This is a genomic window from Nocardia sp. CWNU-33 (genome assembly GCF_046764895.1).
Classification (GTDB): Bacteria; Actinomycetota; Actinomycetes; order Mycobacteriales; family Mycobacteriaceae; genus Nocardia.
In genome coordinates, this window is record NZ_JBKOQN010000016.1 from 96,209 (window position 1) to 111,539 (window position 15,331).

Annotated in this window: 16 protein-coding genes; 8 read left to right on the forward strand and 8 right to left on the reverse strand. The window is 66.6% G+C overall.

The genetic code is table 11. From position 1 onward, the window contains the following. Positions 1–110: 110 nt before the first annotated feature. The 3 genes from ACLMAL_RS22130 to ACLMAL_RS22140 form a co-directional block, all read right to left on the reverse strand. Positions 111–1,061, reverse strand: a complete 951-nt coding sequence (locus ACLMAL_RS22130) for a patatin family protein (protein WP_412000813.1) — start codon at positions 1,059–1,061, stop codon at positions 111–113. A 107-nt stretch (positions 1,062–1,168) separates the two neighbouring features. Next, positions 1,169–2,977, reverse strand: a complete 1,809-nt coding sequence (locus ACLMAL_RS22135; RefSeq protein ID WP_412000814.1) for an acetyl/propionyl/methylcrotonyl-CoA carboxylase subunit alpha — start codon at positions 2,975–2,977, stop codon at positions 1,169–1,171. Positions 2,978–3,132: 155 nt separating this feature from the next. Then, positions 3,133–4,047, reverse strand: coding sequence for a sulfurtransferase (locus ACLMAL_RS22140; protein WP_412000815.1), 915 nt, complete (start codon positions 4,045–4,047; stop codon positions 3,133–3,135). A gap of 166 nt (positions 4,048–4,213) precedes the next feature. On the opposite strand from ACLMAL_RS22140, the gene ACLMAL_RS22145 reads away from it, so the two are divergent. Continuing rightward, on the forward strand, positions 4,214–5,029 hold the full coding sequence (locus ACLMAL_RS22145) for a helix-turn-helix transcriptional regulator (RefSeq protein ID WP_412000816.1): 816 nt from the start codon (positions 4,214–4,216) through the stop codon (positions 5,027–5,029). Here ACLMAL_RS22145 and ACLMAL_RS22150 read toward each other — a convergent pair. The 3 genes from ACLMAL_RS22150 to ACLMAL_RS22160 all read right to left on the reverse strand — a co-directional run bounded on the left by ACLMAL_RS22150 (position 4,955) and on the right by ACLMAL_RS22160 (position 7,775). Continuing rightward, entirely contained in the window at positions 4,955–5,590 is a 636-nt protein-coding gene (locus ACLMAL_RS22150; RefSeq protein ID WP_328409706.1) for a nucleoside triphosphate pyrophosphatase, read from the reverse strand. The genes ACLMAL_RS22145 and ACLMAL_RS22150 overlap by 75 nt on opposite strands. A 78-nt stretch (positions 5,591–5,668) precedes the next feature. Next, positions 5,669–5,995 (reverse strand): acyl-CoA carboxylase subunit epsilon, encoded by a 327-nt coding sequence (locus ACLMAL_RS22155; RefSeq protein ID WP_412000817.1) that lies wholly within the window; start codon positions 5,993–5,995, stop codon positions 5,669–5,671. A gap of 139 nt (positions 5,996–6,134) precedes the next feature. Continuing rightward, positions 6,135–7,775: an acyl-CoA carboxylase subunit beta gene (locus ACLMAL_RS22160; protein WP_412000818.1), complete on the reverse strand. Its 1,641-nt coding sequence runs from the start codon at positions 7,773–7,775 to the stop codon at positions 6,135–6,137. 216 nt (positions 7,776–7,991) lie between these two features. Between ACLMAL_RS22160 and ACLMAL_RS22165 the strand changes: the two genes are divergently transcribed. Together ACLMAL_RS22165 and ACLMAL_RS22170 are read left to right on the forward strand one after the other, a co-directional pair. Continuing rightward, a complete protein-coding gene (locus tag ACLMAL_RS22165; protein ID WP_412000819.1) occupies positions 7,992–8,180 on the forward strand; it encodes a hypothetical protein in 189 nt (62 codons plus the stop codon). Positions 8,181–8,265: 85 nt separating this feature from the next. After that, positions 8,266–9,066, forward strand: coding sequence for a biotin--[acetyl-CoA-carboxylase] ligase (locus tag ACLMAL_RS22170; protein ID WP_412000820.1), 801 nt, complete (start codon positions 8,266–8,268; stop codon positions 9,064–9,066). 54 nt (positions 9,067–9,120) lie between these two features. On the opposite strand, the gene ACLMAL_RS22175 is transcribed toward ACLMAL_RS22170, so the two are convergent. Continuing rightward, positions 9,121–10,074, reverse strand: a complete 954-nt coding sequence (locus ACLMAL_RS22175) for an acyl-ACP desaturase (protein WP_328409716.1) — start codon at positions 10,072–10,074, stop codon at positions 9,121–9,123. Positions 10,075–10,279: 205 nt separating this feature from the next. Here ACLMAL_RS22175 and ACLMAL_RS22180 point away from each other — a divergent pair, with 205 nt between their 5' ends. Genes ACLMAL_RS22180 through ACLMAL_RS22190 form a run of 3 tightly spaced genes read left to right on the forward strand, consistent with a single transcriptional unit; the run spans position 10,280 to position 12,864 of the window. Continuing rightward, the gene (locus ACLMAL_RS22180; RefSeq protein WP_412000821.1) at positions 10,280–10,837 is read left to right on the forward strand and encodes a PH domain-containing protein; all 558 of its coding nucleotides are present in this window, start codon (positions 10,280–10,282) and stop codon (positions 10,835–10,837) included. A gap of 40 nt (positions 10,838–10,877) precedes the next feature. Beyond that, positions 10,878–11,555, forward strand: a complete 678-nt coding sequence (locus ACLMAL_RS22185; protein ID WP_328409720.1) for a response regulator transcription factor — start codon at positions 10,878–10,880, stop codon at positions 11,553–11,555. A gap of 1 nt (position 11,556) precedes the next feature. Then, entirely contained in the window at positions 11,557–12,864 is a 1,308-nt protein-coding gene (locus ACLMAL_RS22190) for an ATP-binding protein (protein ID WP_412000822.1), read from the forward strand. A 1-nt stretch (position 12,865) separates the two neighbouring features. Here ACLMAL_RS22190 and ACLMAL_RS22195 read toward each other — a convergent pair whose 3' ends face one another. Next, complete coding sequence (locus ACLMAL_RS22195; protein ID WP_328409724.1) at positions 12,866–13,408, reverse strand: GtrA family protein; 543 nt, start codon at positions 13,406–13,408, stop codon at positions 12,866–12,868. 232 nt (positions 13,409–13,640) lie between these two features. Here ACLMAL_RS22195 and ACLMAL_RS22200 point away from each other — a divergent pair, with 232 nt between their 5' ends. Together ACLMAL_RS22200 and purE are read left to right on the forward strand one after the other, a co-directional pair. Beyond that, the gene (locus tag ACLMAL_RS22200; RefSeq protein ID WP_412000876.1) at positions 13,641–14,816 is read left to right on the forward strand and encodes a 5-(carboxyamino)imidazole ribonucleotide synthase; all 1,176 of its coding nucleotides are present in this window, start codon (positions 13,641–13,643) and stop codon (positions 14,814–14,816) included. Further along, positions 14,806–15,309 carry a 5-(carboxyamino)imidazole ribonucleotide mutase gene (gene purE, locus ACLMAL_RS22205; RefSeq protein ID WP_328409727.1) on the forward strand — a complete coding sequence of 168 codons (504 nt, stop codon included), beginning with the start codon at positions 14,806–14,808 and terminating at the stop codon, positions 15,307–15,309. The genes ACLMAL_RS22200 and purE overlap by 11 nt, the downstream gene beginning before the upstream one ends. The last annotated feature ends 22 nt before the right edge of the window (positions 15,310–15,331 follow it).

Below are 15,331 nucleotides of genomic sequence, written 5' to 3' on the forward strand. Positions count from 1 at the left end.
CACGGCGGCCGCGCGGGACGGTCGCACATCGTCGCGGTCGCTGTGCTCGCGGTTTGGTCCGAGGTGGGCACAGTGGCCTATTCGTACTGCTCGACCAGAGCAGACCTCTGTCAGGCGGTTTCGCTGCTGATGTCCAGGGCGGCGGCGAGGCTGGAGTGGACGGCCCGTCGGCCGATCTCGAGTGCTCGGGCCAGGAGGGTGGTGTCCCGGGCCGCGCTGTCGATGTCGGGGGAGCCGAGCGGGGGGTGGATTTGGAGGGCGGTGTGGCCGAGGCCGGTGAGGAATCGGTCTTCGACGTGTTGCTGGAGTGGGCGCTGCAACCAGGCCCGGTAGGCGCCCGGGGCGCGGACGCGCAGGTAGCTGCTGCCGACGATCTGATGTAGCCGGGAGGCGGGCGGGCGCTGTTCGTCGGTGCGGCGGGTGCGCAGGACGAGCGCGTGGGTGGCGCCGTCACGGACTGCGGTACGGATGGGCACGGTTTCGGCGAGCCCGCCGTCGAGGTAGTGAGAGTCGCCGAGCGGGACGGGAGGTCCGGCCAGAATCGGCAGCCCGGCCGAGGCGCGCAGCGCGGTCATCAACGTCCGCTTATCGACGATGTGGCGGCGCAGGTCGACCGCGAAGCCGGTGCGGATATCGGTGCCGATCGGGTGGAAGGTGGTGGGGTTGGCCAGGATCGCAGGGAAGTCCATCGGTTCGACGCCGTCGTACACCTGATGGACCAGGTAGTTCAGGTCGAACGCGGGTCGTCCGCGCAGCAGCCGAGCCGGATCGACAGCGCGTCGCATGATGGCTGGATCGGTCCACGACCGCATACCGGGCAGCGCCCGCCCGCACAGCAGCCATGCGCCGTTGATCGCGCCCGCGGAGGTGCCGTAGACGGCATCGAAGATCGAGGCGAGACCGAGCTCCTCCAACGCCTGCACCATGCCGCTGGAATAGACGCCGCGGCTGCCCCCGCCCTCGATGACCAGTGCGAGGCGATGCCCGTCGCTGCGGCTCGCGGACTCACGACGGCCGCGGATGACCTCGGCGACGGTAGCTGCAACGGGCGAACTGGTCACCCGATCCACCATACGACAGAGCGGGCGTGGACGTCTGGGTCCAGCGCCCGCTCCAGCGGTTGCTCATGTGCAGTTAACGGGACACAACCTCGGCTGTGCGCAGCCGTTTACTTGATCTCGGCGAGCACAGTGCCTTGGGTGATGGCGGCGCCCGCCTCGACCGAAAGACCGGTGACGACGCCTGCCTTGTGCGCGTTGACCGGGTTCTCCATCTTCATGGCCTCGAGCACCACGATCAGGTCGCCGGCCTCGACGGACTGGCCTTCCTCGACCGCGACCTTGACCACGGTGCCCTGCATCGGCGCAGTGACCGCGTCACCGGAGGCCGCACCGGCACCGGTGCCACCACGCTTGCGCGGCTTGGGCTTCTTGCGCACCACACCGGCGCCGTTGCCCCCGGTCGAGCCACCGCCACTGCCACCGAGGCTGAACTGACCGGGCAGCGACACCTCGACCCGACGCCCACCGACCTCGACGACGACCTTCTGCCGTGGCAGCTCCTCGTCCTCATCGGCAGCGGCGCCACCCGGGGTGAACGGCTCGACGTTATTGACCCACTCGGTTTCGATCCACTTGGTGTAGACGTCGAACTTCTCGCCGTCCCCGATGAACGCCGGGTCTTCGACGATCGCGCGGTGGAACGGGATGACGGTGGCAAGACCGTCGACATGGAACTCGGCAAGCGCGCGCCGCGCCCGCTGCAGCGCCTGGGTGCGGTTCTCGCCGGTAACGATCAGCTTGGCCAGCATCGAGTCGAACTGTCCACCGATCACGCTGCCTTCGACCACGCCGGAGTCCACGCGCACGCCGGGGCCGCTCGGCTCCTTGTACACCGAGACCGGGCCGGGCGCGGGCAGGAAGCCGCGACCGGCATCCTCACCGTTGATGCGGAACTCGAAAGAGTGGCCACGCGGGGCCGGATCTTCCTTGAGCTCCAACTCTTCGCCGTTGGCGATGCGGAACTGCTGGCGCACCAGGTCGATGCCTGCGGTCTCCTCGGTGACCGGGTGCTCGACCTGCAGACGGGTGTTCACTTCGAGGAACGAGACGGTGTCGCCCTGCACCAGGTACTCGACGGTGCCCGCACCGTAGTAGCCGGCCTCCTTGCAGATGGCCTTGGCGGAGGCGTGGATCCGCGCCCGCTGGTCGTCGGTGAGGAACGGGGCCGGAGCCTCCTCGACCAGCTTCTGGAAGCGACGCTGCAGCGAGCAGTCACGGGTGCCCGCTACGACCACGTTGCCGTGCTGATCGGCGATGACCTGCGCCTCGACGTGGCGGGCCTTGTCGAGGTACTGCTCGACGAAGCACTCGCCGCGTCCGAAGGCGGCGACCGCCTCGCGGGTCGCCGACGCGAACAGTTCGGGGATCTCCTCGATGGAGTACGCGACCTTCATGCCGCGGCCACCGCCACCGAAGGCGGCCTTGATCGCGACCGGCACGCCGTACTGCTTGGCGAACTCGACGATCTCGTCGGCGTTCTTGACCGGGTCCTTGGTGCCCGCGGCCATCGGCGCGTTCGCGCGCTCGGCGATGTGGCGCGCGGTTACCTTGTCACCGAGGTCGCGGATCGACTGGGGCGACGGGCCGATCCAGATGAGCCCGGCGTCGATGACGGCCTGGGCGAAGTCGGCGTTCTCGGAGAGGAATCCGTAGCCGGGGTGAATGGCGTCGGCGCCGGACTTGGCCGCCGCGTCGAGGATCTTGTCGAACACGAGGTACGACTCGGCCGAGGTCTGACCGCCGAGGGCGAAGGCCTCGTCGGCGAGCTTCACGAATGGGGCGTCGGCGTCCGGCTCCGCGTACACCGCGACGCTGCCGATTCCGGCATCTTTGGCCGCCCGGATCACGCGCACGGCGATCTCGCCTCGGTTAGCTACGAGTACCTTCGTTATCCGCGCGCTGGCATGGCTGGGCACTGAGCCTCCTGTGTGCAATCTTTTGGTCGCCCCGTGGTCGATCAAACTTACGTCTCGGGCGAGTGTAGGCAGTCTGCCAACAGACACTGCACTCGGATAGCCCTACTGAACAGTAGGTCGCACATCACACCAGGGCGTCGGGTGTGGCGTAGGCCTTATCTGCTGCGGGTCTTACGTGATGTACCGGCCGGAGCCTCGCCTGGTTCAGCTCCCTTGGCAATCGGCACTCGCACCGAGTTGCCCCATTCGGTCCACGAGCCATCGTAATTGCGCACCGTGCCGAATCCGAGCAGGAACGTCAGTGCGAACCAGGTATGGCTGGACCGCTCGCCGACCCGGCTGTAAACGATCAGCTCGTCTGGTGCGGCCAGCGCGCCGTAGACCTCGTCGAGTTCGGTGCGGGAACGGAATCGGCCGCCGGAATTGAAAGTCTCGGTCCACGGGATATTCACAGCGGTCGGGATATGTCCACCCCGCAGCGCGGCATCCTCGGGATTGATCGGTGGCTGGATGAGTTCGCCGGAGTATTCCTCCGGGGAGCGCACGTCGATCAGCGGCCTGCCGAGGTGGCCGAGCACGTCCTCGCGGAAGGCGCGCGCGGTGCTGTCGTCGCGGCGCACGGTGGGGTATTCGCTGCGCGTGAGATATGGCAGATCGAAGGTGGTGTCGCGTTCCTCGGAAATCCAAGCGTCGCGTCCGCCGTCCAGCAGCCTGACATCCTCGTGCCCGAAGAGTGTGAACAGCCACGCGGTGTGCGCCGCCTGCGCATTGCCCCGGTCTCCGTAGATCACCACCGTGTCGTCGCGCTCGATTCCTTTTGCGCGCATAAGCTCGGTAAAACGGACACCGTCGATATAGTCACGCGTGACCGGATCATTCAGGTCGCCACGCCAGTCGATCTTGGTGGCGCCGGGTACGTGTCCGATGTCGTAGAGCAGTATGTCCTCGTTGGACTCGACGATCTTGAGTCCGCGGGTGCCCAGGTTTGCCGACAGCCACTCCGTGGTTACCAGTCGGTGAGGCTGAGCGTAGGAACCGAATGAGGGATGAGGATCCTTGGCAACGGGCACGGTGTGGGTCCTTCACGCGTGGTAGACGGTGGTTACAGCGGTTCGGGTCTCACAGCGATGGTAGGTGTGAGGCGATAGTGACTCTCGTTTCAGATCACAAATCGGCTTAATGGGCGAATAAATCGCACCCACATCCGATAAAGTCTCCCAGGAGGAGGGGTGAGCTATGTCCGATTCTTGGCCGCGGCGGCGACTGCTCGCGATCCTACGTGGCGCCAGTGAGCCTCTCGACGCCCAGGAACTGGCCAGAATCACCGGACAGCACGTCACCACGGTTCGGTTTCATCTGGACGTACTCACCAAGGAATCCCTGGTGCGGCAATTCCAGCAGCCACCCCGTGGCCGCGGGCGCCCGCGTATCGGATACAGCGCGGTGCAGCGATCGGTCGGCTATCAGGAACTCGCGCAGGTACTCGCCGACCAGCTCGGCCCCGATCCGCGACGTCGTTCGGAGGCGGCCATCGCCGCCGGGCGTGCATGGGGCGCCAAGCTGGATGTCGGTGACCAGCACATCGAAACGCTGGAGGAGGCCAAAGACCTCGCGATGACGCTGCTTTCGGAGCTCGGCTTCGCGCCGGAACGCGAACAGGCCACCGAGGCCGACGAGCAGGCGCCGATCAGACTGACGGCCTGCCCACTGCGCGAACTCGCACGCACGCACTCCGAGGTGGTGTGCGGAGTGCATCTCGGCCTGATCAAAGAGGTGCTCGATCGTGGCGGGGACCGCGGTGCGGTGAATGTGCGGCTGCACCCGTTCGTCGAGCCGGAGCTCTGTGTAGTGGGACTGGAGCTCATGGCGCAGGAGATGCGACGGGAGCCCGACACCGGCCGGGACGCGTCCGTGGTTGCGACGACGGTGCCGGTCGGTGCCGAGGCCACCGCCGCCGAGCCGCGGATCGCGACACCGTCAGCGGGCCGCGTGGCCCCACAACTGCGCAATGCCGATCCCAATGTCGCCAAGCAGTCGGCGCAGCAGTGGTAGACCGATCCCGATCACGCTGGACGGATCGCCGTCGATGCGATCGACGAACCAGCCGCCTCTGCCATCGAGGGTGAACGCGCCCGCCACCTGGAGTGGCTCACCGGTCGCGATGTAGGCGTCCAGTTCCTCGGGTTCGGGCTTGGCGAAATGCACTGTAGTGGAACTGCAGTCGACAGCCTCGGCGACGACCGCTCCGTCCCGCATGCGCAGGACGCAATGTCCGGTGATGAGATCCGCACTTCGCCCGGCCATCTCGGCCCAACGGGTCCGTGCGACCTCGGGAGTGTGTGGCTTGCCCTGTAGTTCGCCATTGACCAGCAGCATCGAATCGCAGCCGACCACCACACAATCGGTGGCGAATTCGGGAATCACGGCGGCAACCGACATGGCCTTCGCCCTGGCCAGCTCGACCACGACGACCTGCGGTCGCGTGTTGTCCGGCAGCGCCGCGGCGACAGCGTCCTCGTCCACATCCGACACTCGCACGATCGGGTCGATGCCCGCCGAGCGCAGCACTTCGCGGCGGGCGGGCGAGGCGGACGCGAGAACCAGCCGGGTCACGACCGCGCTCTGTTGCGTTCGGTCGCGACATGCTTCGAAGCGGTGGTGTCGATGGTCGGCTCGGTGCGTCGATGCACGTCAGTCGCGCAGGTGCGACAGCTGTGGGAAAGCGTAGGGCGAGAACGGTGAACTGCCGCGATGCATGAAGTTTGGTCGGCCCCAGTTGTCGGCCGGGCCGGTCGAGCGGGCGGCGGCGCTGTTGGCGGCCGCGGTCAGCACGCAGACCAGTGCCGCGACCTCCTCGTCGCTCGGCGAACCCTTGACGATGCGAATGAACGGCTGTCCGCCCGATTCGGCGGCCGGAGCGACCAGATCCACGGCCACCTCGATCTCGTCGGTGATCGGGTCGACTGTGAGCTCCAGTTCGACTGCGGTCAACACATCTTCCTCTGCCACGGTCGTCACAGTGCCAGATCCTTTCTCTATATCGGTCGGGCCTATTCCCCAACTCGATGTCGAACCGATGAAATGATCTTCCTCTGGAAGCGACTGAATTGCAGCTCTATCATCCAGTGTGCGCGGCCCTTGACGGTTTATCGCTTCATCACAGCGGAATGTTGCCGTGTTTCTTCGGCGGCAAGGTGACCATTTTGCGCTCGAGCAGGCGCAGCGCGGAGACGATCTGACCGCGGGTGTGCGAGGGCGGGATGACCGCGTCCACATAGCCGCGCTCGGCGGCGATGTAGGGGTTCACCAAAGTGTCCTCGTACTCGTTTTGCAGCTCGAGCCGCAGCGCATCGACGTCGTTTCCGTTCTTGGCGGCCTCTTGCAGCTGCTTGCGATAGACGAAGCCGACGGCGCCGGAGGCGCCCATCACGGCGATCTGAGCAGTCGGCCAGGCCAGGTTCACATCGGCGCCCATGTGCTTGGAACCCATGACGTCGTAGGCGCCGCCGTAGGCCTTACGAGTGATGATCGTGATCTTTCCCACAGTGGCCTCGCCGTAGGCGTAGAGCAGCTTCGCGCCACGCCGGATGATGCCGTTGTATTCCTGGCCGGTGCCGGGCAGGAAGCCCGGCACATCCACCAGAGTGATGATCGGGACGTTGAAGGCGTCGCAGGTGCGCACGAAGCGCGCGGCCTTCTCGGAGGCGTCGATGTCGAGGCAGCCCGCGAACTGGGTGGGCTGGTTGGCCACGATGCCGACGCTGCGGCCGTCGACGCGTCCGAAACCGCAGATGACGTTCATCGCACGCTCGGCCTGCACCTCGAGGAACTCGTCGTCGTCGAGCAGGCGACGGATGACCTCGTGCATGTCGTAGGGCTGGTTCGGCGAGTCCGGGATGATCGTGTCCAGTTCGCGGTCCTCGTCGGTGAGCGAGTCCTCGATGGCGCCGTCGATCGGGTCGGTCGGCGCCGTGCGCGGCGCCTCGGCGCGGTTGTTGCTCGGCAGGTAGGACAGCAGATCCTTGACGTAGTCGAGCGCGTCCTGCTCGCCGGAGGCGACGTAGTGCGCCACACCGGACTTGGTCATGTGCGTGTGCGCGCCGCCGAGGTCCTCCATGGTGACGTCTTCGCCGGTGACCGTCTTGATGACGTCGGGGCCGGTGACGAACATCTGGCTGGTGCCGTCCACCATCACCACGAAGTCGGTGAGTGCGGGGGAGTACACGTGACCACCCGCGGCCGGGCCCATGATCAGCGAGATCTGCGGGATCACGCCGGAGGCCTGGATATTGCGGTGGAAAATCTCGCCGTAGAGGCCGAGGGAGACGACGCCCTCTTGGATACGCGCGCCGGCGCCTTCGTTGATACCGACGAGCGGGCGGCCGGTCTTCAGCGCCAGATCCATCACCTTGACGATCTTCTCGCCGTAGACCTCGCCGAGGCTGCCACCGAATACGGTGACGTCCTGGCTGAAGATACAGACGTCGCGGCCGTCGATGGTGCCGTAGCCGGTGACGACACCGTCGCCGAGCGGACGGTTGTTCTCCAGGCCGAAGTTCACGCTGCGGTGGCGGGCCAACGCGTCGAGCTCGACGAAGGAGCCCTCGTCCAGCAGTGCGAGGATGCGCTCGCGGGCGGTCATCTTGCCCTTGGCGTGCACCTTGTCGACTGCGGCCTCACCCATCGGGTGGTTAGCTTCTTCCAGTCGATTCCGCAGGTCAGCCAGCTTCCCAGCGGTGGTGTGGATATCGGGGGAGCCCGCCGATTCCGAGGAGGGCTGCTGCTGGACACTCGTCATGGCTCCGGAGTGTAACGAGTACCACTGGCTTGTACGAAACGAGCACCGGCTACCAGTGAGTAGAAAACCGCAGCTAGATCACGTTGAGTTGTGACATCGGACAGAAAATTCCTGGTCGATTACCGCGTTTCCCTACAAGAAAATAATTGGTGCCGCGTGTGGATGCCCAGATAGCCTGAAGGCGTCCGGTTTTCGGCTCAGGGGAGGAGCAAAACAATGTGGGAATGGGGTAGGACCGTCGCCGAATATGCCACCGCGGCGACCTGGACGAGCTGGCAGACCACGCCTCCGCAACCGACCGTCGTCGACCCGGAATTCTGGGCCGAGGCGGACGAAGGGGAAGGCGACGAGGCGAATGTCTCCGGTATGCGAGCACCGATTCGCGAGTATGACCTCGTCTGCTGACCGCAGCATGCGTCGGCTTACCTCGATGGTGACAGCTCTGCCGACCTATCGGGGTAAGCCGATCGGCACCGAGTAGCCTGCCGATGTGCACAGGCCACCGTTGGATGCAGAACAGTTGCGGCGCAGTCTCACCGACTCGCCCGAGCTGTCGTTCTTCTCCCGCATCGATGTGCTGGAGGCGACCGGGTCCACCAATGCCGACCTGATTGCGCGAGCCGGGGAGCCGGATGCGGATCGCAGTGTGCTCTTGGCGGAAACTCAGGAGCACGGCCGCGGCAGGCATGCCAGATCCTGGGTGAGCCCGCCACGGGCGCAGCTGTCGATGTCGCTGTTGGTGCGCTTGCCCGGTGTTGCCCCGGCAGCACTCGGCTGGCTGCCGCTGCTCACCGGGGTCGTGGTGGTCGATGCGTTGCGCTCGACGTCGGGCGTGGCCGCAACTCTCAAGTGGCCCAACGATGTATTGATCGACGGCCGTAAGGTCGCGGGCATTCTGGCCGAGGTCGCGGCGGGCGACGGCGCACCCACCGTGGTGATCGGCATCGGCCTGAATGTGAGCCTCACCGAGGCGGAACTGCCGGTGCCGCACGCCACTTCACTGACGCTGGCCGGTGCCGCCGACACCGACCGCACGCTGCTGGTGCGGTCGCTGCTCACCGAATTCGCTCGGCGCTTCACGGCGTGGCAGGACGCGAACTGGGCGACAACCGATCTGATCGCCGCCTACCGGGAGCGGTGTTCCACGCTGGGCGCGCGGGTGCGCGCGGAGCTGCCCGGCGGGGAAACGCTGACCGGCACGGCCACCGACGTCGACGCCACCGGGCGCTTGCTGATCGGCGATCAGGCGGTGTCCGCAGGCGACGTCACCCACCTGCGCGCCGAGGCCTGAGCCTTCCGTCCCACTGTGGGACCCCGGCTTTCGCCGGGGCCGCGAACAGTGAACTCACACCGGCTGCATGATGCCTTTGGCGGCTTCCCGCGCGAACATTCGATCGCGCTGCTCCTCGAACTTGAGTACATCGCCCGCCAGCTTCTCCAGGTATTCGCCGAGCCATTCCCTGGCGGCCTCGCCGCGCGGACCGAAGTCGTTGCGCTCGAAGATGTTCCACTTCTTCAGCACCGGCTGCACCACTTCCTCGAGGTGCTGGCGCAGGTCGTAGATGCCGTGCTTGGCCATCAGCACGCCGTTGCGGCGGAAGTTCGGCATGCCGTGGCCGGGCATGACGAAATTGGCGAGGATCCCGGTGATCGCCTCCATGGCCTGGTCGGGGACCAGATCCAGGCCCGCGCCGCACAGGTTGCGATAGAAGATCATGTGCAGGTTCTCGTCGGTGGCGATGCGCTGCAGCATGCGGTCGGCGATCGGGTCGTTGCAGACCCGGCCGGTGTTGCGGTGGCTGACCCGGGTGGCCAATTCCTGGAAGGTCACATACGCGACGTTCACCAGGAACCCGCTCCAGTACTCGGGGGAGTGCACACCCTTGGTCATATGGATCATCCTGGCCTCTTCGAGCGCGACCGGGTCCACGCCGCGGGTGACGACCAGGTAGTCGCGCATGACGATGCCGTGCCGGTTCTCCTCGGCGGTCCAGCGGCCGACCCAGGTGCCCCATGCGCCGTCGGCGGAGAAGTGCTCGGAGATCTCGCGGTGGTAGGAGGGCAGATTGTCCTCGGTGAGCAAATTGGTGATCATCGCGGCCTTGGCGACCTCGTTCAGCTTGGACTGCTCCGGCGCCCAGTCCTTCCCACCCATCGCCGCGAAGTTGCGGCCCTCGTCCCACGGGACATAGTCGTGCGGGTGCCAATCCTTCGCCATCGACAGGTGCCGGTTCAGGTTCGCTTCGGCTACCGGTTCGAGTTCGGTCAGGATTTCCAGCTGACTCAGATTCTTGGTCACTGACGCCTCCACGGTCGTATCGACAGTTTGTCTAGCAGGACTTGGCTTTTCCGCAGGTAGAGCGTTCATAGCTAGGTCGAGCGGACATCACTTGAGCGAACGGGAGAATCTCGGGCGCGACGGCGGCTGTGCGAGGTGACGATTGTGCAGGACGGCGCGCCCCGGTGTCCAGGCATTCTGCCATCTGCCACGGTAGGGTTCCGGCATGGGTTATCCGGAGGAGGTGCTCGCGCCGGACGAGCAGTTGATACTCCATCGTCATCCGCATTGGAAAATGCTGTTCTGGCCGGCGGTGACGTTGATCGTTGCCACTGCGGTGGCCGGCTTTCTCGGTGGCCTCGCCTGGCGGAACACCGAAGCCACCACGCGGTCGATCCTGCTCGGCGTCATCCTGGTCGCCTGGCTCGGCATCCTCGGATGGCGTTGTGTCGCACCGGTTCTGAGTTGGAAATCGACCCATTTCATCGTGACCGACCGACGGGTCCTCATTCGTCAGGGCGTGATCACGCACACCGGCATCGATATTCCGATGAGTCGTATCTCCAGCGTGCAGTTCCGGCACGGTCTTTTCGACCGGCTGCTCGGCACCGGCACGCTGATCATCGGCTCTTCCTCGGAAGAACCACTGGAATACGACGACATCCCGCAGGTGCAACAGGTGCATGCGCTGCTGTATCGCCAGGCGTTCGAGGAGTCGCAGGCCCATGGGGACCGGTGGGACGATCGCGGTCGCCACGGCACACCCGGCGGCGGCTACCGATGAGATGCCCGGTCGCTGTCGCGCCGATCCGTAATCTGGGGTCATGACCGCCGTACTCCTGGCCGAAGACGACGAGGCCATTGCCGCGCCGCTGTCCCGAGCTCTTGGGCGCGAGGGGTATTCGGTGACGGTCGAGCGCTTCGGGCCCGCCGTGCTGAAGCGCGCGTTGGAGGGCAACCACGATCTGCTCATCCTCGACCTCGGCCTGCCCGGTATGGACGGGCTGGAGGTGTGCCGCCAGGTGCGCGCTCGCGGCGCGGATCTGGCCGTGCTGATGCTCACCGCGCGCACCGACGAGGTGGATTTCGTCGTCGGACTCGATGCGGGTGCCGACGACTACGTCGGCAAACCGTTCCGCCTCGCCGAGCTGTTGGCTCGCGTGCGAGCCTTGTTGCGGCGCAGCGGAATCGGTGACGACGTCGTCGAGGTCGGCGGTATCAGGCTGGAGCCGGCGGCCCGCAGGGTGCTGGTGAACGGTGTCGAGATCGGTTTGGCCAACAAGGAATACGAACTGCTCAAGGTGCTGATCGATCGCGCAGGCCAGGTGGTGCCGCGCGAGACCATCCTGCGAGAGGTCTGGGGCGACGCCGAGCTGCGCGGTTCCAAGACCTTGGACATGCACATGTCGTGGCTGCGTCGCAAGATCGGCGACGAGGGCCCGATGGCCGAGCGGCGCATCGTCACCGTCCGCGGCGTCGGCTTCCGGCTGAACACCGACTGACATGCGCCGCAGAATTCTGCGATCCATCCTCACGGTGCTGACCATCACCACGGTGGTGCTCGGCGTTCCGCTGATCTACACAGCCTGGCTGTGGGTCGAGGACATCACCCGCAACGATCTGCAGAGCAGGCTGGAGCGGATCGCCGCGGAGGTCATCGTGCAGGAGCACAGCGACGGCATGGTGACCAGCCAGTTCGACGAGCGATCGGTGCGCCCGCTCGTCCCCGCGGGCGGCAGGCTGACCATCGTCTATCCGGCCCCCAAGGACAACGCCTCGCGCCTGGACATCGGCGTGGACCGGGTCTCCGACCCGCTGGTGGAGTCGCTGTCGATGGGAACCGCGGGCTCGCTGCGCCTGGAGGTGCCGTCGGGGCCGATGCACGTCAGGCAGCGACAGGCCGTTGCTGTGGTGGCGCTTGCGGTGCTCGCTTCGCTCGGTGCGGCGGTGTCGGTCGCGATGGTCACCGCGGGTCGGGTGGCCGATCCGCTGCGCGACGTGGCGGCACGGGCCGCACGGCTGGCCAAGGGCGACTTCCGGCCCGATCCGCGCAGGCACGGCATTTCCGAACTCGACCGGGTCTCCGATGTGCTCGATTCGGCCACCGTCGAGATCGCGGGCCGGCTGCAACGCGAGCATGCCCTGGTCGCGGACGTGTCGCATCAGCTGCGCAGCCGGTTGACCGCGGTGCGGCTGCGCTTGGACGAGTTGTCCGCCCACACCGATCCCGATGTCGTGCACGAGGCCGAGGAGGCGATGGCGCAGGTCGACCGGCTGACCGAGGCGATCGACGACCTGGTCCGCGCGTCGCGGGACGAGGACGCGGCGGACCGTGATCCGGTGCCGGTGATGGCCGAGTTGCGCGGTGTCGTCACCGAATGGACGCACCCGTTCAGCGAGGCGGGCCGGACGCTGTCGCTGATCGGTGACGAGTCGCTGTGCGCGCCGATCACCGGGTCGCGGTTGCGCGAGGCGGTCGCGGTGCTCGTCGACAACGCCCTCATGCACGGCGGCGGCACCTGCACGGTGTCGGTGCGCACGGTGCGCCCAGGGCGGGATCGGGAGCCGCTGGTGTGTGTCGAAGTGGCCGACGAGGGCGAAGGTGTGCGTGACGAACTCGCGCCGCACATCTTCGATCGGGGATTCTCGGCAGGCGGATCGACCGGTGTCGGGCTGGCCTTGGCACGGGCGCTGATCGAGGCCGACGGCGGGCGCTTGGAGTTGCAGCGGCGCAGGCCCGCATTATTCGCGGTGTTCCTCGGGGCGACCACGCCCATCCGGTCGGCGAGCGGAGTGCCCGAACCGCGCTGAATCAGCTGTGGCCGAGCTGCTCTTCCTCGAGCAGATCCTCGAATTCCTCGACGATCTCCTGCATTTCGTCGGGGAAAACCCAGCGGCGCATTGCCCAGAAGCGGAAGGCCATCTGTAGCAGATTGCCGATGATGAAGGCGCTGATGAAGTCCGCGATGTTCTCGACGGTGAAACTCACCTCGGGCTGGCGCAGATCGAAGACATAGCTCGACACCCACAGCGGCAGGAAGGCGAGCACGACGCCGACACCGCTGACACCGAAGAACAGCAGCGCCTCGTGATGGCGCTCACGCCCGCCGCGATTCTTGAACGACCATTCGCGGTTGAGGATGTAGGACGCGATCACGGCGATGACGCCGGAAATGATCTTGGCGGTGACCGGCTTGGTATCCAGGACCGTCCACTTCAGCGCATAGAAAATACCGCTGTCGATCACGAAAGTGGTAGCGCCGACGATGGCGAATTTGATCAGCTCATGGTGGCGGTACGCGATCTCCCGCAGCGGTTGGGGGAGGACGTTGACCACGTCGTCGACGAATGACACAAGGCCCGAGTGTACCGGTAGCGGTTATTCGGGCTCGACGTGACAAGATTGTCAGACGTGAGGGAGCGAACCATCGACACAGCAGCCCGGCTCATGACGGAGCCGAGCGTCAGCGAGGCGCAGTCGTGAGCGAGCGCAGCGAGCGAACCCTGGATGCAGCGCGCGGGCGCACGACGGAGCCGAGCGTCAGCGAGGCGCAGTCGTGAGCCCACGTTCCTTCGATCCGTCTGTCATGCCCACCGTCACCATGATCGGTGGCGGCCAACTTGCGCGCATGACCCACCAGGCGGCCATTGCCCTGGGGCAGCGTCTACGCGTGCTCGCCGAGCGCCAGGACGATCCGGCTGCGCAGGTGAGCCCGGAGGTCGTGCTCGGCAGCCACACCGATCTGGCTGCGCTGCGCAAGGCCGCTGTCGGCTCGCACGCGCTGACCTTCGACCACGAGCACGTGCCGACCGCGCACCTGGAGGCGCTGGTCGCCGAGGGCGTGAATGTGCAGCCGCCGCCGCAGGCGTTGATCTATGCGCAGGACAAGCTGGCCATGCGCACCAAGTTGTCCGAGCTGGGGCTGCCGGTGCCCGCGTTCACGCCGGTGACCACGGCGGCCGACGCGGTGCGCTTCGGTGCCGAGCACGGCTGGCCGATGGTGCTCAAGGCGGTGCGCGGTGGCTACGACGGCCGCGGTGTCTGGATGCCCGAGACGGCGGCGGAGGCAGAGGCGATCGTCGACGACCAGCTCGTGCACGGGGTGCACCTGCTCGCCGAGGCTCGGGTGGACCTGAAGCGAGAACTGTCGGCCATGGTGGCGCGCTCACCCTACGGTCAGGCGGCGACCTGGCCAGTGGTGGAGACGGTGCAGCGCAACGGACAGTGCGCGGTGGTGATCGCACCCGCGCAGGAGCTCGCGGAGGATCTGGCGGCCGAGGCGGAGACGCTGGCACTGAACCTCGCGAAGGCACTCGGGGTGGTCGGCGCCATGGCCGTCGAACTGTTCGAGACCCACGACGGCACCCTGCTGGTGAACGAATTGGCCATGCGCCCGCACAACTCCGGGCACTGGGGCATGGACGGCGCCCGCACCGGCCAGTTCGAACAACACCTGCGCGCCGTGCTCGACTATCCGCTCGGCGATACCAGCCCGCTGGCCCCGGTCACCGTGATGGCGAATATTCTCGGCGCCCCCGAGGCGCCGACGATGTCGATGGACGAGCGTCTGCACCACCTGTTCGCGCGGATGCCCGATGCGAAAGTGCACCTGTACGGCAAGGGTGAACGCGAGGACCGCAAGATCGGGCATATCAACGTGCTCGGCGACGACGTCGCGGTGGTGCGGGAAAAGGCTGAGCGCGCGGCACGGTGGATGTCGCACGCGATGTGGACCGACGGATGGGATCCCCATGGCGAATGAACCACAAGTAGGCCTGATCATGGGCAGCGACTCCGATTGGCCGACCATGGAGGCCGCGGCGGAAGCCTTGGCGGAGTTCGGTATTCGCTTCGAGGTCGGCGTCGTTTCCGCGCACCGCACGCCCCAGCGCATGCTCGACTACGCCCGTGACGCGGCGGGCCGCGGTCTTCGGGTCATCATCGCGGGCGCGGGCGGCGCGGCCCACCTGCCCGGCATGGTCGCTTCGGCGACCCCTCTCCCGGTGATCGGCGTCCCTGTCCCCTTGAAGTACCTCGACGGCATGGACTCCCTGCTGTCGATCGTCCAGATGCCTGCAGGCGTCCCGGTGGCCACCGTCTCCATCGGCGGCGCCCGCAATGCCGGGCTGCTCGCTGTCCGCATCCTCGCCGCCGCCGACCCGGCCCTGCGGGCCCGCATGGCACAGTTCCAGGCCGGTCTGGAAGAGATGGTCCTGCAGAAGGACGAGGCACTGCGCACCAAGCTGCTCGGGTAGTCGGTCGACCCGCCTGACTACG